Raw genomic sequence first — 23,176 nt, forward strand, 5'->3', positions numbered from 1 at the left:
TTGCGGTCTGGACGGGACTCGAACCCGCGACCCCATGCGTGACAGGCATGTATTCTAACCAACTGAACTACCAAACCTCTGCGTTATTGCGGTTGCAAAGATAGTACAGAATTTCGTTTCTGCAAGTGTTTTGATAAAAAAAGTTTAATAAAATTTCAAATGCTTAGCCAAAGTTTTGTTTTTCAACCAAATATGTCGTCAGTATTTTTTCAAAATTATCACCCACATTGACCGGAACGTACTTAATTTGGTTCTTTGCGCACGTCAAAGCCAGTTTTTTAAAGTACGCTTCTGCCCTTTTTTCATATTCTGTTTTTATATTATCTGCAAAAATCGACACCTCTTCGCCTGATTCTAAGTCGATAAACTTTCTGGGTGTATTATCAAAATCGAATTTCAGCTCGGTTTTATCATCTACAACATGAAATAAAACCACTTTGTGTTTGTTGTGTTTTAAATGCTGTAAGGCGTTAAAAAGCTTTTCATCATCTTCTGACTGAAACATATCCGTAAACAGAATAATCATCGATCGACGGTGCATTTTCTCCGCAATCTGATGCAGATACGTAATCGTATCGGTACTTTTTTTGACTTTTGGCTCTTCTAACAATTGTTCTAATTTATTGAGCAGCATTCTATGATGACGATCACTTCCTTTTTCGGGTGCATAATATTCATAACTGTCTGAGAAAACACTTAAACCAACCGCATCACGCTGTTTCTTTAAAATATTCATTAAAACTGCCGAGGCCAAAACCGCAAAACCAATCTTCTTTTCATAAAAAGGCTGATTCGATTTGAGTTCCGGATAATGCATCGACGACGAATTATCAACAATCAGATGGCAGCGTAAATTAGTTTCTTCCTCAAAACGCTTCGTGTACAAACGATCGGTTTTGGCAAATAATTTCCAGTCGATGTGTTTGGTGCTTTCGCCAACGTTGTAGACTTTATGCTCAGCAAATTCAGCCGAAAATCCATGAAACGGACTTTTGTGCATTCCGGATATAAAACCTTCTACAACCTGATTTGCCAGCATTTCGAGATGCTGAAAACTGGAGACTTTCTCTATTTCCGATTCAATTTTCATTCGGTTTCTTTTTTAATATTTTGAGCGCGGTACAAACCGTCTGTCGCCTGAAATAATTTTCGTTTTAATATCGGACTAAAATTAGGGTTTTCTTTTAAGAATTGCTGCACTTCATCAAAAGCATATCTTGAGGCATATTTTCCAATCGTATTATTCAGCCAGTCTTTCGGAAAGAAAATATCTCCGGTTCGCTGAATTTCATCAACCAAATCTAATGAAAATCGAATATATTTCTGGGCACTTTCCTGACGCAAAGGGTGATGAATATTCGCCAAACCAACGGAAACCCACGATTCTTTCTCCCTGTTTTTATCGTCTTTTAAAGATTCCATAAAAGCATTTCGAACCGATTCATCTTTTGATAATGAAGGCAATAAAAACTCAAATCGTTTCAATTTGTCCGGATTTGTAATGGCTTTTTTAGCTTTCTCTAAAATCTCATCTGCTTTTTCGTGTTTAAATATAGCCAGATTCATTGCCATATTCGTGTAATCGTCTTCGTTTAATTTCAAATTCGGAATCACAATTTCCTTATTCCAAATCTGGTATAATCTAGCTTTCGCCGAATCTGAATAAGAAATTACACTGAATAAATTGAATAAAGTCTTTTTGATATTGGCCGCTAAATTAGTTTGTAAACGTTCGTACAGCCTATCTTCAAGCTGATCCTGAACTTTATACTGCTGTTTTTGGGTTAAAAACCGCCAATAAACAGCACTTAAATTCCCCGAAGCTATCCTTAAAACCAATTCATTTTCTTCTGTTTGAATTCCTCTAAAAAAACAATCAAAAGCTTTTTCCGGCAGAATATTTCCTATCAACATATTCTCATAAACATTACTATAGGAAGATGCCCTTGCAACCTCATCTTTCAATATAGAAATATAATTTAAATCACTCCCGTCAAGCGGAAAAACACCGTATCCAAAACCATTATAATTGTATAGAACAGCAAGCGGTTTTTCAAGTCCGACTGCTTCTTTCAAAAGAAGATTTTTATCTTTTATCGTAACATTTAAAACCTTCACATCATCCGCATACACAAACCCAATCTGAAAAACCTGAGGCCAGATATTTTTCGATTTATCCTCTGCTTTCTGTTGAATTTCAAATTTTCTGATTCGGTTTTGAGCATCGTATGTTATTTTATCCGAAAAAATCGCTCTCCCCGATTGATTCACCCAGACCTTGCTCCATTTTTGCATATCGATCGGAGTTTCAGTGTCCAGAATTTCGACTAAGTTATTCCAGTCGGCGTTGTCGTTGGCGTATTTTTGAATATATTTTTCAATTCCTTTCTGAAACGCTTCCTTTCCCATAGAAGCTTCCAGCTGGCGCATCATGATGGGCGCTTTGTTATAAATGATATTTCCGTAAAGCGAACCCGCATCTTTTAAATTCGCCAGATTCTGTTTGATTGGATGTGTTCCTAGAGATCGGTCTTCCGCATAAGCGTTGCCATAATGCGCACTAAAAAACTGTAAATTATGATTGACTTTCGGAAAAATCGGATTCATGATTTTGTCTGCCATAAAATTCGCAAACACTTCTTTCATCCAGACATCATCAAACCATTTCATCGTTACCAAATCTCCAAACCACATGTGCGAGGTTTCGTGTGCAATTAGTTTAGCACGATCTAATTTCTCGCTATCAGTTGCACTGTTGTCTAAAAACAATGAAGATTCTCTGTACTGAATTGCGCCAACATGCTCCATTCCGCCATATTGAAAAACCGGAATCGAAGCAAAATCCAGTTTCTGAAACGGAAATTTGTAATTCGTATATTTTTCTAAAAATTCTAAAGATTGTTCATGGAGCTTAAAAATTGTATCGGTACTAACCTCAATCTTCTCCGGATTGTTTTCACGATACAACATTGTCATTTCTAAATTGCCGGGTTTCTTCGATAGAGTTTTAAATTTTCCGGCAACGAAAGAAAACAAATAGGTACTCATTTTGTCTGATTCTCCAAATGTATATGCTGTAAAATCGCCTTTTTCAACTTTCGCTGTAACATCTGCCCCAGCCAAAACCGTCCAGGCTTTAGGAACGGTCAAACTCAGTTTATAAGTCGCTTTAATATCCGGCTGATCGAAACCCGGAAATAAAGTACTGGCGCGATCCGGGACCAATAAAGTGTATAAAAAATCATCGTTACGATTTAGCGATAAATTGCCCGCAATAAAAGAAATTGTGATCGTATTTTTTCCTAAAAGCAAACTTTCTGCAGGAATAACAATATGCCCTTTTTCGTGAACAACCCCAATATTTTTTCCGTTTGCAGAAATTGATTTTATATTCCCGGTCTTTTCTTTAAAATCTAAATACAAAGGCTGACTTAAATCTTTGACGGTCAGTTCTAAATTTAAATTTGAATTAATTTGCTGCTCTTTTTGATTCGGAATTTCAAAAGATAATCCGTAAGAAATATTTGAGATTTGATGTTTTCGAAAAATAGCCAGCTGCTCAGAAACGCCAAGCTCTAAAATAAGACCTTCTTTTTGTTTTGATTGGGAAAAACCAATTGTAATAATCGCAAAAAAGCTGAGAAAGCAATAGAAAGTTTTCATTTTTAAAGGGATAAATAAGATTCGCTAAAAATAAAAAAAAGGATTGATTTTTGTGGTTAACCTCTATAAATAAAAAAGGTCTGACTTTAGCCAAACCTTTTTTTACTAATTCAAATTATAAAAAACACCTTATTCAGTCTGCTGAAAATCAAAACTTACATCACCTGCATTATAGTTTGCCGAAATATTTGTCGGGAAAGTTTGTGCTGTTCCCGAAAGCCATCTGTATTCTTCAAATCTAATGTTTCCTGCCGTGATCGGATATGTAACATTGCTATTATCAGCCTTATTCTTTTTGTACCAATCATTGGAGTTCATGGTAATCATGTATTTTTTGTCTTTCTCCAAAGCCAGTTCATTAATTTCTTTTGATATCTGAACATCTGCTGTAGCAATATTTAACGTTTCAGAACGCAATACAGATTTTGTTGTATAATCCCAGATTGTAACGCGAACGGAAGGATTTGTAGCTGGCAATTTTAAAGTGATTGCTTTTATTTTTCCTTTAACTATTGGTTTAAAAACTAAACCAAACTCGTAATCGCCTGAATTTATAAAGTTAGTGCTCACAGTAAAGCCGGTTTGAGTATAATAAACAGCTAAGGGATTTTCTGTAGCAAATTTTGGTTTATCATCGTCGCTGCTGCATGAAATGGTAAAAATTGCAATGGTTAAAAGTGAAAAAATGGTCTTTACAGTTTTCATAATAATTTGATTTTAAAATTTTTTAAATAGTTCTTTTTTAATTGAATAGCATTATTTTTGTAACAGTCAAAAGCGTTGAAAGAACTATTCTTTTTTAGCTGATGAAGTATTACAGGACAAATTTGCGGGAATAAAACAGGCCGAAAAACCACTAATAGACCAACAGCATTTTAAATAGACAGACGACGTAAATTCAAATTAAATGATGAAAAAATACAGTTGCATTATTATTGATGATGATGAAATAGACCGATTAACCGTGTTGTCGTTTGCAAAAAAATTTCCGATTCTGAATATTTTAGGCGTATTTGAATCGGCTGAAGAAGCACTTACTTTTATTGAAAAAGAAAAAATCGATATTTTGTTTCTTGATATTGACATGCCGGGACTTAGCGGAATTGATTTCAGAAAAAAAGCGCTTGAAATTCCGGTTTGTATTTTTATAACTGCACATCCTGAACATGCAGTCGAAAGTTTTCAGATTGAAACGCTGGACTTTATTGTAAAACCCTTAAAACTGGATCGGTTTGCGCAAACTATGAGCCGCATTGAAGAGTTTATGGAAATCAAACTCAAGGCCTCCCTCTTTGAAGCAAGTATTGGCGGCGATACCATTTATATTAAAGAAGGTCACGAACAAACAAAGGTAAAACTGCACGAAATTTTATATCTCGAAGCCCTGAAAGATTATACGCTGGTCATTACCGATAAAAAAAGGCATTGTGTTTTATCAAGTATTGGAAATCTTTTGAAAGAAGATCACTTTAAGTCTTTTATCCGAATTCACAGAAGTTTTGCCGTGCAGAAGCAGTTCATTCAAAAAATAAACTCTACCGAAATTATATTAAACAATGATATTGCTATTCCTGTTGGAAGAAGTTATAAAGAAAATCTAAACCTAATCTCATGAGGAAATCAGTTTTTTTATTTCCTTGTTTTATATGTTTATCCGTTTTTGCACAACAAGAACCGAATTTGACACAATATAAAACTACAAATGAAAAACTAAAAGTCTGGCTCGCCTATGCCAATGAACTAATAGATTTAGAAGATTATTCCAAACTTTTAATCGTTTCACAAAAAGGAATTGCACTTTCTAAAAAACATCCGGTTTACTTAAGCAGGTTTTATCTTTATAAAGGAACTGCTTATGAATTCAGCAACAATCAATACGAAAAAGCATTAATCAATTACGAAGAATCCAGAAAATATGCCCAAAAAGCAAACAACCTGATTAATGAAACTTCTGCATTAATGCGGTTAAATTACATTTATTACTCACTTCAGGATACTGCCAAAAGTAAAGCTTTGGCGGTTTACATTAAAACTATACTCGATACTACCAAAAGCAATTATACAAAAGCCGTTTTAAACGGAAGTCTGGCCGAATACTATCAAAACAATTCGCAATTTGAAAATTTTATCAGTTACCAGTTAAAAGCCATCAGATATAAAAAACTTCTTGAAAAAAACGATAGAAATGATGAAAACATAGGTGTTTCCTACAGTCAGATTGCCGGTGCCTATCTTAAAATGAAACAATTCAATAAAGTCATTGAGTACCTTGATTATGCAAAACCATATATAAAAAACTCTCCGTACGTAACCGCTTTTTTATACAATTATTATATACAATGTTATGTTTTGCTCAATAAGCCCGATCAGGTGCGCAAATATTACAATTTGGTTTATAAATTACCATCAAAAAAAGACTCTTTATTTCTTAATCTGAGCTTTGCAAATCGAAGCATGTCAGAACAGTATATAAAAGAAGGCAAAATAAATATAGCTTACAATTATGCAAAAAAAGCCGTTTTGCTTGGTCAAAAGTCAACAGATGAAGAAATTTTGATGGAAGCCAATACTGTAATGGGACGTGTTTTATATGAGCAAGGCGATTACAAAAAGGCCATTGAAACTTTGATCCTGGCATCAAAAAATGCCTTAAAATATGACAAGGAATTTTATGTCATCATCAATAAAAAGCTCTCCGAGAGTTATGCAGCATTAGGACTTTGGCAAAAAGCCTACAAATACAACAAAATTTACAGCAAAACCAACGATGAAATGCTGCAGGAATCGGCCAAGCAAAGTATCGCCAATGCCGAAGCCCGTTATCAAAACAAAACCAAAGGACAAGCTATAAAAAATCTTTCAGCGCAAAACACCATCAAAACCATTCAGATTGAAGAGGCAAAAAAACAGAGAATCTTTCTTATTTCAGGATTGGTGCTTATTGGAATCATTGTTTTGTTGTTATTTAAGCAGAATCAAAACCGTAAAAAAACCAATCAAAAACTACGGGTCTTAAATCAGGAACTGGATGAAGCCAACAAAATAAAAGCGCGTTTTTTTAGTATTCTGAACCATGATTTACGAAGTCCTATTTCGAATTTAATTCACTTTTTACATCTGCAGAAAGAAAATCCTGAACTGATTGATGAAGCCACCGCTCAGCGCATGCAGACAAAAGTAATTACCGGAGCTGAAAATTTATTATCATCAATGGAAGATATCTTATTGTGGAGCAAAAGCCAGATGGAGAATTTTAAGCCACAGTCCCATCCATTTCCAGTTGCTATTTTATTCGAAGAAATTCAAAAACATTTTGCGAGCGTTGAAAACATAGAAATTTTATTTAAATCCCACGAAAATATCATTTTAAATACGGATGCAAATTACCTAAAAACCATTATCCGAAACCTTACCGGAAACGCCATAAAAGTGCTGGACAAAACTTCAAACGGAAAAATAACATGGAAAGCCTGGCAGGAAAGCAATCAAACCTATCTTTCTATTACAGACAATGGCCCTGGTGGAACAAAAGAGCAATTTAAAGCCCTTTACGATGATTCAGAAGTAATAGGAATCAAGTCTGGTTTGGGATTGCATTTGGTTCGGGATTTGGCAACCGCTATTGATTGTAAAATCGAAGTAAATTCAATACCGAATTTTGGAACTACTTTTACTCTTATATTCTAATAAAAAATATATTTAAACTAAACTTTATTCCAATAAAAAAGGCCTGACTTTCGCCAAACCTTTTTTATATAAATCATAATCTTACGATTACAACAAAGCGTCTAAACTATCTGCATAAGTTTGTTTCGGAGCAACTCCTACTTGTTTTCCTACAACTTCTCCATTATGGAAAACCAAAACAGTTGGGATGTTACGTACACCATATTTTGCAGCGAATTCCTGATTTGCATCAACATCAACTTTTCCAACAACTACTTTACCTTCGTATTCGCTGCTCAATTCGTCAATGATTGGACCAACCATTCTACAAGGACCGCACCATGCTGCCCAAAAATCTACCATTACCGGTTTATCTGATTTCAAAACTACTTCATCAAAAGTAGCATCTGTTATTGCTAATGCCATAATTATTTATTTTAAGATTATCCCTTTATTTCGTTTAGGGAAAACAATTTTTAATAAGTTTTTAACTTCAGTACAAATTTAGAAATTTTAAATCAATCAAACATCATTCGCAAATTAGTTTTGATTATAAATGTATTGCCAATAATTATATTAGCAATAAACCTATTGTTAAGTTACATATTAATAAATTGTAAATCAAAATATTAACATTACATTAATTTTTACAGTATCTTTAATTGAGAAAATTCTTTCTTATGAAACCACCTTTACATAGTATAAAAAACGTTGTGCAATCATCCCGTTTTAAAAAATACGCAAAACGTTTTGTTTTTTTTATTTTAGGAGGTATAACACTTATCATAATGGCTTCGGCTGGTTTATCATTTTACTTCAATCGCAATAAAACAGAAATCATCGCCAAAATCAACACCAAAATCAATGAAAATATCAACGGAAAATTCCATGTTCGTGATTTTCAATATAAGTTTTTAACCGGTTTCCCGAATTTCACTCTCGCCCTAAAAGATGTCGAATTAAAAGACAACCAATGGAATACCCACAAACATACTTTACTAAAAGCCAACGAAATCGAAGTGCGTTTAAACGTTTGGAGTTTACTGCAAAAGGAAATCAATGTCCATAAAATCCTGATCAACGACGCTCAGATTTATGTGTATAAGGCCGAAAACGGCTATTCGAACGCCAATATTTTTAAGCCCAAAAAGAAAAAATCACCCGAAACGCAATCTGAAACACAAACAACAATAGATCAGGTCGACCTCAACAACGTTCATTTTGTTTTAGACAATCGCTTAGGACACAAATTATTTGATTTTGATGTGGCCCATTTAAAATCAAAGGTAGATTATGATGGTAAAGACTGGCAAACCCGTGTTTTCCTGAAAACTAATATCAAAAGTCTGGCTTTTAATACCGTTCACGGAAGTTTTGCCAGACAAAAATGGCTTGAAGGCACTTTTGCTGTTTCCTATACCGCCGAAAAAGAGACAATTGACATCAAAACCGAAGGCCTTAACATTGGAGAAGATACTTTCGACATTGTAGCCTTTTTCAATCTCGCCAAAGGCAATGCGTTATTCGGAATCAATATTAGCACGACTATTTTATGGCGAAATGCTTCTAATGTTTTATCGGCAAATATCAGTTCTAAACTCAACCGGTTCAATCTAAAAAAAGAAATCGATGTCAATTGCGACATCAAAGGCGATTTTAATGCCGAAGGTGATCCAAAAATTGTCGTTCAGGCCGAAGTTCACAACAACGAACTCAGCATGCCCGACGGTGTCATTACCGATTGCAGTTTTAAAGGCATTTTTACCAATAATTTCAATCCAAACCAAGGCTTCAACGACCCCAATTCTGCTGTGGTTTTAACACGCCTTTCCGGAAAATTCAAAAATATTCCCATTACAGTTCCGCAATTATCGATCAACAATCTCGAAAAACCGCTGGCAACCGGAATCATAAATTCTGACTTTGATATCGAAAACCTCAACGAAGAAAACACCGAAAAATGGATTAATTTTACTGGAGGACATGCCAATGCCAACCTAAAATTTCAATTTGACATCGTCGATTTGTACATCACCAAACCGCGTTTTATAGGCGATGTAGACATTCAGGATGTTTCTTTTCATTATATTCCGAAAAACGTTCACGCCGAAAAAATTAATGTGAAGTTAGCATTTACACAAGAAGCATTGCTCATTAAAAAAATTGCGTACAAAAATAAAAACAGCACCATTTACGTCGAAGGCAGAATCGATAATTTCCTGAATTTATACTACGACGCTCCCGAAAAAATGGTTGTAAACTGGGATATTTATTGCCCCAGTATCGATATCAGACAATTTTTGGGTGTTTTGACGAATTCTAAAAAAAAGAAAGCGATAGCCAAAAAACCTACCATGTCACATCAGCTGCGAAACGCGATCGAAAAATGCATTGTCGACATCAGCATCAAGGCCGATAAAATAACGTACAACAAACTCACCGCAACCAACACCAAAGCCCAGATTCAGATGATTGATTCCCGGCTCGTCATCAAAAACGGTTCGCTGCAGACTTCTGGCGGAAGCATCAATTTTAGTTCAATCGTTTCGCCAAATGGTAAAAACTATACTTTCACTTCCAATGCGCAGGTCAATCAGGTTGATATTGCGAGTTTTTTAAAATCGTTCAACAACTTCGGAGTTACCTCATTTTCTCCCCGTAACATCCGCGGCAAACTTACCAGCAACGCCAATGTTACTGGTTTAATAAACAGTCAGGGAGTGCTTATTACCAACTCTATGCACGGAAACCTCACTTTCAATGTCACGCAGGGCGCCTTGCTAAACTTCGAACCTATTATGAAAGTTGGTAAATTTGCGTTTCCGTTTCGCGATGTCGAAAACATCACGTTCAGCGATTTATCCGGCAATTTCAAACTCCGTGGCGAGCAAATCGACGTCCATAATCTCACCATTAGTTCCAGCGTTCTCAACCTCGATGCCAGCGGTATTTATTCCTTTGGTCGCGGTACCAATTTAGCCCTCACCGTCCCCCTCCGAAACTCCAAAGACGACTCCAAACTAGCCAGCAAAGCCGAACGTGATTCTGTTCGCCAACGCGGCATCGTCCTGCACTTACTTGCCGTAGATGACGACGGAAAAATGAAAATTAAATGGGGGAAGAAGGAGAAATAATAATTTCACATAATCTTGTCATTCAGAAAAAGCCCAGTTTGTCAATTTCGAGGACAAAAAAAACAGTCCAGTTTGTCATTCCGAGGAACGAGGACACGAACGATAGTGAACTGGCGAAGCAATCCCCGCAAGAAACTCGACAAAGATTTGCACCGATAGTTTTATACAAGAGATTGGAATTTGGAGTTTATATTTTGGAATTTCAATTTTAAGGAGCTATTTCCTGCTCTCCGCTGTATCTTTTATGGCGAACCCCGCCACAAAAGGATGCCGCTTCGATCAGGGCTAGGGCAGTTGGTTTCATCAGGACATTTTAGAATATTTTAAACGCCAGTCAGGAAATGATTGGCGTTTTTTTATGGAATTAATTCAAAAACAGTAGTTAATATAAAGTTGATAACTATTAAATCACGAGGCCAATTGTACGCGGGCCAATTGTACGCACGAAACTATTTTTATACACTATGAATATCAAAGAAAAATTCGGATTCAAAGTCAAAGAACTTCGAGAACAAAAAGGATACTCAATCGAGTATTTAGCCAATATTTCTAACGTTGACAGAAACTACATTTCAGATATTGAAAAAGGTCAACGAAATGTTTCAATAGAAATTATAGAAAAAATAATCACAGCTCTTGATAGTGATTTTGGGGCCTTTTTTAATGATAACAATTTTAAGAAATGAAAATGAAAGAGCAAATTTCAATCGAAGAATTCGACGGGAAAAAATTTAAAATTAGCACTGTAGAAGAAGAAGACAACAAAAAAGCTGTTGTAACTCATTATTTGCACAATTATCATAATGGGGTAAAAAAACATTACGAAAAAGAAGCAATAAAATATTTAAATGAAATTGTTGAATACAAAAATGAAGAAGAGAAATCAAATATGGTTTCTGATTCTGCTATACAACAATTGTTATACGAAGTTGAAAATGTCCCATATCCAACTCCCAAAAATTATACATTCAAGTTTATTGATTTATTTGCGGGAGTGGGCGGTTTTAGAATTGCATTACAAAATGTAGGAGGAAAATGTGTTTATACAAGTGAATGGAATATTGATTCACAAAAAACATATCGTACCAATTTTGGCGAATTCCCATTTGGCGATATAACCAAAAAAAGTACTAAGAATTATATTCCAGACGATTTTCAAGTTTTGTGTGCTGGTTTTCCTTGCCAAGCTTTTTCTATTGCAGGTAATAGAAAAGGGTTCCAAGATACAAGAGGTACATTGTTTTTTGATTTAGAAAAAATAATTGAAACTAAAAGACCCAAAGTAGTTTTTCTTGAAAATGTCAAAAATTTAGTTTCACATGATAAAGGAAAAACTTTTAAAGTTATTTTAGAAATATTAGAAGAGAAACTTGGCTATAGAACTTATACCAAAATATTAAATTCTTCTACTCATGCAAACGTTCCACAAAATAGAGAAAGAATTTTTATTGTAGCTTTTGATCCAGAACAAGTTCCGCATCATGCGGATTTTAAATTTCCAGAACCTATACCTTTAACAAAAACAATTCATGATATTCTAGAAAAAGGAAAACAGGCAGATAATTTATACTATAAAAAAGATCACCAATATTACCCAGAATTAGAAAAAACAATGACTTCAAAAGATACTATTTATCAATGGAGAAGAGTTTATGTTAGAGAAAACAAAAGTCAAGTTTGCCCAACCTTAACTGCAAATATGGGTACAGGAGGTCACAATGTACCACTAATTCTAGACGATTACGGTATTAGAAAATTAACGCCGAAAGAGTGTTTCGCTTTCCAAGGATATCCAATGGATAAATATATTTTACCAAATATAGCTAATAGTAAATTGTATATGCAAGCGGGAAATTCAGTAACTACACCATTAATTGAAAGAATTAGTACAGAAATTTTAAACGTCTTATTACCATGAGTATTTGGGAACAATTTTCTAAAGAACAAAGAGATGAATATGTAAAATTTTTACAAGTTTATGGAGCATTATCTAATTTATTTCGTCAAAAACAAGGGGACCAAATACCCTATCTTGATTCTAAATTTCAAGAAACAGTCTTTGCCAAAATTTTTAATGGTCAAAATGTAGATATTGGAAATACTCCACATGATGTTTTGTCTGTATTTGGTAATAAAAGAATTGGAATTGGCTTAAAAACTTGGATGGGTAGTAAACCTTCTTTTCAGAAAGTAATGCAACTCAAAAGATACCAAAATGAAATCAATAAGTATCGTAATGATTTACACTCTTTAGCTTACAAAATTTCAGAAATCAAGAATGACAGAATGAAAAGCGATTATGAACGCCTAGGTTTATTAGAAAATCAAAACATTTATCATTATGTAACTCGAGATAAAGGTATTTTTACTATAAACGAATGTGCATACCCTTTAATTGATTTAAATAATCTAACAATTCTGAATGAAACCTCATCAGCATTATCTTGGTCAGATGGAAATAAGGATTACAGATATACTTTTGGAGATTCTCAAATACTTCAAAAATTTGATTCTAAAAAATACAGTACATTAACTCTAAATCAATTTGATGTAAAAATTATTGAAGACCCTTTTGACTTTTTATTAAAGGCATATTTTGGCCTTATTGAAACTACAAAAGCTTCAGATTCAGAGATAGTTGAAGTTTATTTACCTTTATATTCATATCAATCTAAAGAAGTCGAAGAAAAATCAGGATTAAATGCATGGAATGGAAAACCAAAAAATACGGGAAGTGATACTCCTAGACCACTTAATGAAGTTTACATTCCAGTTCCAAGAGAATTTCATAATAAAAACCCTGATTTTTTCACGGAAAATATATTCGAGTTTGAGAACGTTAGAAAAAATTTTACGGGAAAGAAAGCTGATAAACCTGAAATTCGTTTCTACTTACAATTACCCAACGGCAAAAAAATCCCTTCTTTGTTAACGGGTGACGGTATGAAAAACTTTCAGTCTGGAAGTAACACAGAATATGATGAAAATGGAAAAAGATATGGGCAATCCGCTTTAGGCCAATGGTTATTAGTAGATGTTTTAGGGTTAAAAGAGCGAGAACCAGTAACGCGTGAATGGCTTCAAAAGAAAGGAACTGATTCTGTTCGTTTATGGCGAAAAAAAGGCGATTATACAACAATCAATATTGACTTTGCTCCTATAGGATCTTTTGAAATGTTCATGAAAGATGAACCAATTCCTCTTGATGAAGAAGACATTACACCTTTTATATAAAATTTATAACTTTACATAGAAAGTCAAAGAATTTATACCATGGATTGTTTTACTCCTGAACAACGCTCCAAAAATATGCGTGCAATAAAAAGCACTGCAACAAAAGCCGAACTTACTTTAGCAAAAGCATTATGGAATCTTGGTTATAGATATCGAAAAAACAATAAAACAGTCTTTGGCAAGCCAGATCTTACTTTCAAACAACTTAAAATTGCCATTTTTGTAGATTCAGAGTTTTTTCATGGAAAAGATTGGGAAACCAGAAAAAAACCAGGAACAAATTCTGAATATTGGATCAAAAAAATTGAAAGAAACATTCAGAGAGACATAGAAGTTAATACATATTTAGAGTCTGAAAATTGGAAAATTCTTCGTTTCTGGACTAAAGAGATACAGAAAAATTTAGATTTATGTATTCTTGAAATTCAAAATGCAATAAAAGAAAGACAAATAAAAATATAAACCCGTACAGCTAAGGTGTCCTACGCGTGTAAAAAGCGTTACGTTCGTTTCCAATACCGTCACCATACTACACGGGCAATTTTTTTTTCGAATCTAGGACCGCGAAGATATCAAAAAACTGGAAAATTCTTCGTTTCTGGAGCAACGACATCAAAAAGAATTTAGATTCCTGCATTCTTGAAATCGAAAATGCAATTAGCGAAAGGCAAAATATTTAGTCCAATTATTGTTGCGGAATTTCTAGTGTGATTTCTCCTTTGTCGAAATGACAAAAATCATCAAAATTTTCATAATCTTTCCTTAACTCACTTGTGTTTTCATCTTAAATCAAATAGCTTTGAGCATAATCATTAAATACAAACCTTTATGAAAATTCAAATCAATACCGACAAAAACATAGAAGGACACGAAAGATTAGAAGCTTATTTCTCTGGAGAATTAGAAAAAGGCTTAAACCGTTTTGAAGAAAAAATTACCCGCATCGAAGTACATTTTGGAGATGAAAATGGCGAAAAATTCAGCCTGAAGGATAAAAAATGCGTAATCGAAGTGCGTCCGGTAAAATTACAGCCCATAACAGTTACAGAACACGCCGATACGCTTGAAAAAGCTTTTCAGGGCGCCTTGGCAAAAATCAAAAAATCACTGACTACTACTTTTGAGAAAATAAAAGAATATTAATACGGTAAAAGATTTTAAACAAAATAGGAATCTTTTTTAAACCATATAAGTGATATAAGTTCATTGAAGCTTGCGTTAAGCAGCGCTACATCATAGGAACTTATATCACTTATGTGGTTTTTTACTTTAGACTTTTGACCTGCGGCTTATTTTTTAAGATTTCGGCAATGGTGCTCCCACGGCAATATCGCAGCGATGCCCAGGCTGTCCGTGTACAGGATTGGTTCCTTCGGCAGTGGTTACGGCTTTTGTATTGGCACTTTCGGTACTTAATAAAGCAGGAACAGCAGGATTATTTGCAGGTGGTGTAACAGTAAATGATTTTTCGACAGTTCCACTTTGTGCCGGAGCTGCAGCAGCTGGTTTTGCAACCGGCGAATTTAAAGGCGATCCCACCGGAATATCACATCGGTGTCCAGGCTGTCCATGCGACGGATTCATTCCTTTGGCTACTTTTACCGGAGCTGCGGTTGTAGTGGCTGTCGTTACTACATTTTGCTGACCCGGATTTACCTGAACCGTTTGTGCAGGCTGTGTAGTTGTTTGTCCTTGCGTTGGTGCCGAATTCAACGGTGCGCCAACGGCTATATCGCATCGATGTCCCGGTTGTCCGTGTGCGGGATTCAATCCTTTTGACTCCCCCAAAACCGTATTTGGATTCATGCTTTGTGTTTGCACAGCCGGAGCAGCAGTTTTAGACGTATCTTTTGCCAGTCCTAATCGAATCAATTCAGAGGTTGCTGTGTTATTTTGAGGTTCTAATTCTTTTTTGCAGGAAACAAAAAGTAAAGAAGTAAGGGCTATTGAAGTGATGTAGATTTTCGGATTCATGATTGGGGAATTTTAAAGATCTCAAATATAATTGTTTTTTGAGATTAAACCATATATAAATTTTTTCTACCCCGTAAGTTATATAAAAATTGCAAGCAGAAGTAAAACTAAAATGAAGTTATTACGATTTATATGGTTTAAAATCTTTTAGCTACTTTTGGATAAAATTTAAATGAAATGAATAAAATAATCCGAATCGCAATTGCCATAATTGTTTGTCTGGCTGTTGGTTATTCTTCTTCAACCATTACAAAAACGGGTGTCGAAACCTGGTATCCTACAATTGCAAAACCAGCTTTTAATCCGCCCAATTGGGTTTTTATGCCGGTTTGGACATTACTTTTTATTTTAATGGGAATTGCTGCGGGATTGGTTTGGGATAATATAAAGCAACAAAATGCCGAAGTTAAAAAAGCATTAGGTTTCTTTTTGATTCAATTGGTGCTAAATGCTATCTGGTCGTATCTGTTCTTCGGATTAAAAAATCCGATGCTGGCCTTAATCGAAATTGCTCTTTTATGGCTGATGATTTATGAGACGTATTTAAAATTCATTAAAATTAATAAAACGGCAGGTTATTTACTGATTCCGTATTTGGCTTGGGTAGGGTTTGCAGCTATTTTGAATGCTAGTATTTGGTGGCTGAACCAATAGTTTCAAGTTTCTTTTGTTGTGGGTTTCCTGTTTAATCCTTATGTCTGGTTTATGAATAAATTCAAGGCTTTTGTAGTTGTCATAGTTTTAATTTCTTTTAGCAAGACTTTTGCTTGTTTGAATTGGGAACTAAAAACATTAAAAAATAATTTTGAAATTTACCGTGACCGTACGCATCAATATATCCCTTACGGACATCAATTTAAGATTAAAGATTTTCCATCTTTAATCTTGGATCTTGAAAATGGATACAAAAAGACTAAGGATATAGATTATTTATCTGACAAAGGTTATGTTTTAATTATTCAGGAAAAGTATGATGAAGCATTAAAATTATACTTGGAGATAGAAAAAATTAAACCAAACAGATATTCAACAGCATCGAATCTGGGTACTCTTTATGAGTTAATGGGAGAAAATGAAAAAGCATATGAGTGGATTAAAAAGTCGATTAAAATTAATCCTGAATCTCATGAAGGATCAGAATGGCTTCATCTGAAGATATTAGAGGTAAAGATCCTAAAATCACAAAATCCGTCAGGAGCATTCTTTATTAATACTAATTTTGGATCTGAGATAGTTCCAAAAACAAAATTGTCAAATAAAGAATTACAAAAATTAAGAGATGCTTTATATTTTCAATTAAATGAACGTATTTCTTTTATAATTCCAAAAGATAAAATTATAGCTGTTTTACTTTTTGAATTAGGAAACGTAACAACAGTAATGAGTGAGTATAATTATAAAGATGCTTCAAAAATATATCTACTTTCAAAACAATATGGCTTTGAGGGTGAGTTGCTTAACTTATCTTGTGTTTAAAACAAATTTCTGATTATTGTTTTAAACAGGGCAGGCACATTGATGTAGTAGTAGTTGAACTAACACGTAAAAGCAATATTTTAAATTGCCGATTGTCAAAAAAAAATCAGAACTTAATTTTAGCCTTAATCTGTGTCTGTATTTTTTCTATTTTATTATTGATTATTCTAATTGTGATTTTCTTAAAATGGAAAAGGCTTAACAAGGCTATTTCAACTTCTTAAATTCTTCATTTTTAACATACAAAAAATCCATCAAGGCCAAAACATTTGGATGTTCTAAAAGGATTTTGGATTTTGGATCAACATCACAAAAATTTATGAAAATTTCTTTTTCTTCGTGGTTTATTTTTAAATTTTTGAGGAAAAAATCTGGAGGACAAAAATCAATCACAAGTTTTTTAAACCTATCATCCTTCTCAATTTTTTTCTTAGGTTTATCAAAAATTGGATAGCTAAAATTTATACCATTTTTAATTTTACCATCATAAACAGTAACCTTTGTAGTAACATCATCAAACTGCTTGCGAATTTTGATTTTATCTATTTCTTCTCTATTATTGGCGATTTTTTTAAGTTCCGTTTTATTAAAAACAGATCTGGAAACTACAACATTTTCCAATTCTTCAGCTTTTGGAGTCATCTCAATAATGAGATTGCTTTTTTCTAGATCTTTCAAAGTTAGCTTCAATCTGGTAAATAAGTAATCCTTTGAAAAAAACAATAAACTGTCCTGCTCTTTTGCTAAAATAGAAAATTCTCCTAGATCATTTGTTCTCGTACTGGTTTTGGCAGTTTTATTTATGACTTCAACACCTTTAAGTACGTAATTTTGAGAAAGAACTTTTCCATGAAGCAGTTTTTCTGTTTGGGAAATGGAAAGTTGACAGGTAAAAAAAGATATTGTGGTAAGTAATTTTACTCTCATAAACGATAGTTTGCTGAGAGTAAAATTATTAGAATAGCCTTAATGAAAACTTACGGAACCTGTAAATTCTTGTTAATTTGATTTATTGGTTTGTCTTTGCAACTTAAATTATAAAACCGCATTTAAGATTTTATAAAAGTTGTAACAAATCTATAGGATTATGTATTACTAATTTTGCACCGCTTTCTTTTAACTCTTCATCGGTTCTATAACCCCACGAAACTCCAACCGGAAACATATTCGCGTTTATTGCCGTTTGCATATCAATATCGGAGTCTCCAATGAAAATAATTTCTTCTGGTTTTAAACTCCAGTTTTTGCTTATTTCTAAAGCTTCGAACGGATTTGGTTTTTTTAACGCTTCTGTGCTCAGACCAACTGCAGTGTCAAAATAATCTGGAAATATTTCGGAGACTATTTTTTTAGTAAGTTCATCTGCTTTGTTTGAAAAAACCGCTAATTTGATTTTTTGTGAAGTCAAATTGTCTAATAATTCTGTAATGCCTTCATAAGGCTTTGTTTTCAACGTACAATTTTCACCATAAAAAGCCAACATTTTTTGAAAACAATTTTCAATTTCGTTTTCACCATTATTTGATTCAGGCAATGCTTTACTAACTAGATTCCGCAAACCACTGCCAATAAAATATTGATAATCGCCATAGGCATGTGTAGGGTACTTAAGGGTTTGAAGTACGGTATTCATCGCATCTGAAATGTCTTCTAATGAATTTACCAATGTTCCGTCTAAATCAAAAATAATCCCTTTGTATTTCATTTTATCTTTTTTAAAAATTATTCAATATCAAATAACCTCTCCGACTTTCCATGAAAGCTATTTTATTTAACTCAAAGTTTTTCAAAACTGTAGTGACAGCTTGACTTAATAAACCCGAATGCAATTACGGTCAATTTTATCTTCAGAAAAAATATTTTATGATTACTTTAAACAAAACATACTTTTTTTAAAAATTGCTTAATAGTTCTTAAAGAAGGATTATTCGTTTGTACATTTTTTTAAATGATTGTCCTTTTTTTGTTAAATTTATGCGGTAAAAACTATAAAAAATATGAAAATCAAATCAGTTCTATTTAAATGTTCCTTTTTGCCGGCTTTCTTATTAATGATCGTATCATGCGATAAAAAAGAGAGCCTAACTTCTGGTGTTATCTTAAAAAACATGGATACACTAGTTAAACCAGGAGATAACTTTGATGCCTATGTTAATGGAAATTGGGCAAAAATCAATAAAATTCCAGCAGATAAAGCTGGTATTGGTGTTGGTCAGATCATAAATGACAAAGCACAGGAAGATGTAAAAGCAATTATCGAAAATTCTTCAAAAGGAAGTTTTGCCAATGGTTCTGATGAACAAAAGATAGGTGACTTTTACGAGGCTTTTATGAACGTGAAAACCAGAGATCAAAAAGGTATCACACCCTTGCTTCCAGAATTCAAAAAAATAGATGCAATTGCCAATTATTCTGATCTGGCTACATATTTTGGTGAAGCTAATAAATCAGGGAATAACATTCCGTTTCAAATGGGAGTTGTTGAAGACTTTAAAGATCCTACTCAATATATGCTTTACACCTGGCAGGGCGGACTTGGTTTGCCTGACAGAGAATATTATTTTCTTGAAGATGCCAAATCAAAAGAAATTCGTTCGAAATATGTAATTCATATTGCCAAAATGCTTGAACTAGGTGGTGTTGAAAATTCGACTAAACTTGCTTCACAAATTATGGCTTTAGAAACCTTAATGGCTTCAAATCATATGAAAAAAGAGTTAACGCGTGATTACGGAAAACTGTATAACAAGTATGCTATAAAAGATTTGAACAAGCTTATGCCCGATTTTGACTGGAATGCTCTGTTGGAAAGTGCTGGAATTAAAAATCAAAAAAACATCACCATTACACAGGTTGACTACACAAAATCACTGAATAGTATTATAAAAACAACACCGTTAGATACCTGGAAAGCCTATTTAAAATGGAGTGCTATTCACGGTGCCACTCAAGCACTTAATACTGCTATACAGGACGAAAATTTTGAATTCTATGGTAAAGTTATGTATGGCATTGAAAAACAAAAACCCTTATGGAGAAGAGGAGTTCAAATGGTTAATGACAACCTTGGCGAAATAGTAGGCAAGGTGTATGTTGAAAAACATTTTTCGCCAGAATCTAAGGAGCATGTAACTAATTTGGTTAAAAACCTGCTTAAAGCCTATGAAGAGAGTATTAAAAAACTAGACTGGATGAGTCCCGAGACTAAAAAACAAGCTTTAGAAAAAGTTTCAAAGTTTACGATAAAAGTTGGATATCCTGACAAATGGAGAGATTATTCTACATTAAAAGTTATTAAAGGAGATTTGTACGGTAATATAGAAAGAGCAACAGAATTTGAATACAAAAGGCAAATTGATAAATTAGGAAAACCTGTTGACAGAACAGAATGGGGAATGACGCCGCAGACGGTAAATGCCTACTACAATCCTACTCAAAATGAAATTGTTTTTCCAGCAGCCATCCTACAAGCGCCTTTCTTTGATGCAACTGTTGAAGATGCTGTTAATTATGGCGGAATTGGGGCTGTAATAGGACATGAAATAGGACATGGCTTTGATGATCAGGGGAGTACTTTTGATGGAGATGGTATGATGCGAAACTGGTGGACACCAAAAGATTTAAGCGCTTTCAAAGTACGTACAAAAGCTTTAGTCGCACAATACAATGATTTCAAAGTTTTTCCAGACCTAAATGTTAACGGAGAATTTACTCAAGGTGAAAATATTGGTGATTTAGGTGGTTTATCCATTGCTATAAAAGCCTATAAAACAAGTCTTAACGGGAAACCTTCGCCGGTATTAGATGGTTTTACAGGAGAGCAACGCTTATTTATTGGATGGGCTCAAAGCTGGTTAAATAAAGTTAGGGAAGCTTCTTTGAGAACCCAAATAGCAAGTGATCCACATTCGCCACCAAAATTCAGAGTTAATGGTGTTGTTAGGAATATTCCTGAGTTTTATAAAGCGTTTGATGTAAAACCTACAGATTCTTTATACTTAGCTCCTGAAAAAAGGGTTAAAATCTGGTAACTGAAATATAGTTAAAAAAAAGGGATACGACTGTACAAACTACAGCAGTATCCCTTTTTTAAAGTTTATTTTTTAAATTATTACAAAGCATTCGCTACAATAAAACCGCTTGTCCAGGCATTCTGAAAGTTAAAACCTCCTGTAATGGCATCAATATTTACTATTTCTCCCGCGAAATACAGGTTTTGATGTAATTTGCTTTCCATGGTTTTAAAATTGATTTCTTTCAAATCTATTCCGCCTGCTGTAACAAATTCTTCTTTAAAAGTGCTTTTCCCATTTACCTGAAATGTTGCTTTAGTCAATTGTGAAGCTAAATTTTGTAGCTGAACCTTAGATAAATCTGCCCATTTGGTTTCTATTTCAATTGAAGAAGCCAGAACCAAACTTTCCCACAGACGATTTGCAAAATCGAAAGGTGATTTTTTTGAAACTGCTTTTTTAGCATGTTCTTGTTTTAAGTCTTTTAAGATTTTCTCTGCCTCTTCGGTATCAATATCGTTCAGCCAATTAACAAAAATGGTAAACTGGTAATTTTTATCATGTAAAATTCGGGCGCCCCAAGCTGATAATTTCAAAATAGCTGGTCCGCTCATTCCCCAATGTGTGATTAATAAAGGTCCGGTTGATTCGAGTTTGGTGTCTTTTACGTTTACGGTAACTTTTGCAGCAACACCCGGTAGTACTTTAATTCTCGAATCTTTAATATTGAACGTAAATAGAGAAGGAACCGGACTTACAATCGTATGTCCCTGACTTTGCAGCATTTCCCAAATTTTAGGATTGCTTCCTGTTGCGAGAACTAATTTTTCAGAAATAAACTTATCGCTTTGAGTATCAATTTTCCAGTGATTTTCGGCTTTATAAATGGATTGTACACTTTGACCTGTCAACACTTTAATACCTAATTTTCCGGTTGCTTCTAAGAAACAATCAATGATGGTTTGAGACGAATTCGAAACCGGAAACATTCTCCCGTCGTCTTCAATTTTTAATTCGACTCCATGTTTTTCGAACCATTCAATCGTGTCGCCGGAACAAAATTGATGAAATGGACCGCGAAGTTCTTTTTCGCCACGAGGATAAAACTTCACTAATTCATTGGGTTCAAAACAAGCGTGCGTAACGTTGCATCTCCCTCCACCGGAAACGCGAACTTTAGAAAGCACTTCTTTTCCTCTTTCTAAAATAGCGATTTTCAGTTTTGGATTTTTCTCTGCAATATTAATCGCTGTAAAAAAACCAGCAGCCCCTCCGCCCACAATAATTATATCAAAATTTTGACTCATATTTTATCTGGAAAATCAGTAATGATTCCGTTTACGTTATAACTTTTTGTCTTTTGAATGTCTTCATCAATATTCACTGTCCAGGGTAAAACCAGAAATCCTTTTTCCTGCATTTCTTTAGTATTTTCCAAATTGAGCAAATGATAATAAGGATGAATTGCCTTTGCTTTTATAAATTCAGCGAAAGCCAAAGCTAAGTCAAGATCTGTTTCTGTCAAAACTCCTATCGGAATATTTGGATTTAAATGATGCACTTCCTGCAACGCATTCCAATCAAAACTTGAAACAATAAAATGGTTGTAATTCCAATTTTTTTCCGAAACATACTCCTCAATTAAAGCCGAAACTTTAGCATAAGCGTCAAAAATTTTCAATTCGACATTGACGAAACATCTTTTATCTATTAAATCAAAAACTTCTCTTAAAGTTGGAATTTCATACTTTTCATCAATCAAAACAGACTTTAATTCGGTCAAAGATAAGGTATTTACAAAACCTTTTCCGTTTGTCATTTTATCGATGGATTCGTCGTGAATGACAATAATTTGTCCGTCAGAACTTAAGTGAACATCAAGTTCTATTCCGTCAGCATGTATGTCTAAGGCCTTTTGAAAGGCTTTCAAAGTGTTTTCAGGTTCGTATCCTTTGGCTCCTCGATGTGCTATTTTTAATAATTTATTCATTTTGAATACGGTTCAGAGGCACAAAG

20 protein-coding genes and 1 tRNA gene are annotated in these 23,176 nt (G+C 34.0%); 11 read left to right on the forward strand and 10 right to left on the reverse strand.

Features of this window, described 5'->3' with window-relative positions; genetic code table 11:
- Positions 1–3 precede the first annotated feature (3 nt).
- The 4 genes from ACEN2I_RS17440 to ACEN2I_RS17455 all read right to left on the reverse strand — a co-directional run bounded on the left by ACEN2I_RS17440 (position 4) and on the right by ACEN2I_RS17455 (position 4,368).
- Positions 4–77 (reverse strand) — tRNA-Asp (locus tag ACEN2I_RS17440).
- Between the two features lie 86 nt (positions 78–163).
- Positions 164–1,090, reverse strand: coding sequence for a DUF58 domain-containing protein (locus ACEN2I_RS17445; protein ID WP_441767385.1), 927 nt, complete (start codon positions 1,088–1,090; stop codon positions 164–166).
- Complete coding sequence (locus tag ACEN2I_RS17450) at positions 1,087–3,663, reverse strand: M1 family aminopeptidase (protein ID WP_441767386.1); 2,577 nt, start codon at positions 3,661–3,663, stop codon at positions 1,087–1,089. The genes ACEN2I_RS17445 and ACEN2I_RS17450 overlap by 4 nt, the downstream gene beginning before the upstream one ends.
- Before the next feature lie 129 nt (positions 3,664–3,792).
- The gene (locus ACEN2I_RS17455; RefSeq protein WP_441767387.1) at positions 3,793–4,368 is read right to left on the reverse strand and encodes a hypothetical protein; all 576 of its coding nucleotides are present in this window, start codon (positions 4,366–4,368) and stop codon (positions 3,793–3,795) included.
- Between the two features lie 202 nt (positions 4,369–4,570).
- On the opposite strand from ACEN2I_RS17455, the gene ACEN2I_RS17460 reads away from it, so the two are divergent.
- Together ACEN2I_RS17460 and ACEN2I_RS17465 are read left to right on the forward strand one after the other, a co-directional pair.
- Positions 4,571–5,278 carry a LytR/AlgR family response regulator transcription factor gene (locus ACEN2I_RS17460; RefSeq protein WP_441767388.1) on the forward strand — a complete coding sequence of 236 codons (708 nt, stop codon included), beginning with the start codon at positions 4,571–4,573 and terminating at the stop codon, positions 5,276–5,278.
- Positions 5,275–7,350 carry an ATP-binding protein gene (locus ACEN2I_RS17465; protein ID WP_441767389.1) on the forward strand — a complete coding sequence of 692 codons (2,076 nt, stop codon included), beginning with the start codon at positions 5,275–5,277 and terminating at the stop codon, positions 7,348–7,350. The genes ACEN2I_RS17460 and ACEN2I_RS17465 overlap by 4 nt, the downstream gene beginning before the upstream one ends.
- An 87-nt stretch (positions 7,351–7,437) precedes the next feature.
- On the opposite strand, the gene trxA is transcribed toward ACEN2I_RS17465, so the two are convergent.
- Positions 7,438–7,755 carry a thioredoxin gene (trxA, locus tag ACEN2I_RS17470; RefSeq protein ID WP_007805142.1) on the reverse strand — a complete coding sequence of 106 codons (318 nt, stop codon included), beginning with the start codon at positions 7,753–7,755 and terminating at the stop codon, positions 7,438–7,440.
- Between the two features lie 254 nt (positions 7,756–8,009).
- Here trxA and ACEN2I_RS17475 point away from each other — a divergent pair, with 254 nt between their 5' ends.
- From ACEN2I_RS17475 to ACEN2I_RS17500, 6 genes are all read left to right on the forward strand, one after another.
- Positions 8,010–10,463, forward strand: a complete 2,454-nt coding sequence (locus ACEN2I_RS17475; RefSeq protein ID WP_441767390.1) for an AsmA family protein — start codon at positions 8,010–8,012, stop codon at positions 10,461–10,463.
- A 464-nt stretch (positions 10,464–10,927) separates the two neighbouring features.
- Entirely contained in the window at positions 10,928–11,149 is a 222-nt protein-coding gene (locus tag ACEN2I_RS17480) for a helix-turn-helix domain-containing protein (RefSeq protein ID WP_127340684.1), read from the forward strand.
- A 2-nt stretch (positions 11,150–11,151) separates the two neighbouring features.
- Positions 11,152–12,381, forward strand: a complete 1,230-nt coding sequence (locus tag ACEN2I_RS17485) for a DNA cytosine methyltransferase (RefSeq protein WP_441767391.1) — start codon at positions 11,152–11,154, stop codon at positions 12,379–12,381.
- Positions 12,378–13,697: an NgoFVII family restriction endonuclease gene (locus ACEN2I_RS17490; protein WP_441767392.1), complete on the forward strand. Its 1,320-nt coding sequence runs from the start codon at positions 12,378–12,380 to the stop codon at positions 13,695–13,697. Before ACEN2I_RS17485 ends, ACEN2I_RS17490 begins: the two co-directional genes overlap by 4 nt.
- A 39-nt stretch (positions 13,698–13,736) precedes the next feature.
- Positions 13,737–14,159 (forward strand): very short patch repair endonuclease, encoded by a 423-nt coding sequence (locus tag ACEN2I_RS17495; RefSeq protein ID WP_441767393.1) that lies wholly within the window; start codon positions 13,737–13,739, stop codon positions 14,157–14,159.
- Between the two features lie 366 nt (positions 14,160–14,525).
- Positions 14,526–14,840: an HPF/RaiA family ribosome-associated protein gene (locus ACEN2I_RS17500; protein WP_441767394.1), complete on the forward strand. Its 315-nt coding sequence runs from the start codon at positions 14,526–14,528 to the stop codon at positions 14,838–14,840.
- 153 nt (positions 14,841–14,993) lie between these two features.
- On the opposite strand, the gene ACEN2I_RS17505 is transcribed toward ACEN2I_RS17500, so the two are convergent.
- Positions 14,994–15,671 (reverse strand): hypothetical protein, encoded by a 678-nt coding sequence (locus ACEN2I_RS17505; RefSeq protein ID WP_441767395.1) that lies wholly within the window; start codon positions 15,669–15,671, stop codon positions 14,994–14,996.
- A gap of 177 nt (positions 15,672–15,848) precedes the next feature.
- On the opposite strand from ACEN2I_RS17505, the gene ACEN2I_RS17510 reads away from it, so the two are divergent.
- Positions 15,849–16,325, forward strand: coding sequence for a TspO/MBR family protein (locus ACEN2I_RS17510; RefSeq protein ID WP_441767396.1), 477 nt, complete (start codon positions 15,849–15,851; stop codon positions 16,323–16,325).
- A 51-nt stretch (positions 16,326–16,376) separates the two neighbouring features.
- Complete coding sequence (locus ACEN2I_RS17515; protein ID WP_441767397.1) at positions 16,377–17,147, forward strand: tetratricopeptide repeat protein; 771 nt, start codon at positions 16,377–16,379, stop codon at positions 17,145–17,147.
- Between the two features lie 207 nt (positions 17,148–17,354).
- Here the strand turns inward: ACEN2I_RS17515 and ACEN2I_RS17520 are convergent, their stop codons facing one another.
- Together ACEN2I_RS17520 and ACEN2I_RS17525 are read right to left on the reverse strand one after the other, a co-directional pair.
- The gene (locus ACEN2I_RS17520) at positions 17,355–18,074 is read right to left on the reverse strand and encodes a hypothetical protein (protein WP_441767398.1); all 720 of its coding nucleotides are present in this window, start codon (positions 18,072–18,074) and stop codon (positions 17,355–17,357) included.
- A gap of 130 nt (positions 18,075–18,204) precedes the next feature.
- On the reverse strand, positions 18,205–18,852 hold the full coding sequence (locus tag ACEN2I_RS17525) for an HAD family hydrolase (RefSeq protein ID WP_441767399.1): 648 nt from the start codon (positions 18,850–18,852) through the stop codon (positions 18,205–18,207).
- 403 nt (positions 18,853–19,255) lie between these two features.
- Here ACEN2I_RS17525 and ACEN2I_RS17530 point away from each other — a divergent pair, with 403 nt between their 5' ends.
- Positions 19,256–21,178, forward strand: a complete 1,923-nt coding sequence (locus ACEN2I_RS17530) for a M13 family metallopeptidase (RefSeq protein ID WP_441767400.1) — start codon at positions 19,256–19,258, stop codon at positions 21,176–21,178.
- A gap of 80 nt (positions 21,179–21,258) precedes the next feature.
- Here ACEN2I_RS17530 and ACEN2I_RS17535 read toward each other — a convergent pair whose 3' ends face one another.
- Complete coding sequence (locus ACEN2I_RS17535) at positions 21,259–22,467, reverse strand: NAD(P)/FAD-dependent oxidoreductase (protein WP_441767401.1); 1,209 nt, start codon at positions 22,465–22,467, stop codon at positions 21,259–21,261.
- Positions 22,464–23,150: a glycerophosphodiester phosphodiesterase gene (locus ACEN2I_RS17540; RefSeq protein WP_441767402.1), complete on the reverse strand. Its 687-nt coding sequence runs from the start codon at positions 23,148–23,150 to the stop codon at positions 22,464–22,466. Before ACEN2I_RS17540 ends, ACEN2I_RS17535 begins: the two co-directional genes overlap by 4 nt.
- Positions 23,151–23,176 lie beyond the last annotated feature (26 nt).

The organism is Flavobacterium sp. W22_SRS_FK3 (assembly GCF_052113665.1).
Taxonomy (GTDB): domain Bacteria; phylum Bacteroidota; class Bacteroidia; order Flavobacteriales; family Flavobacteriaceae; genus Flavobacterium.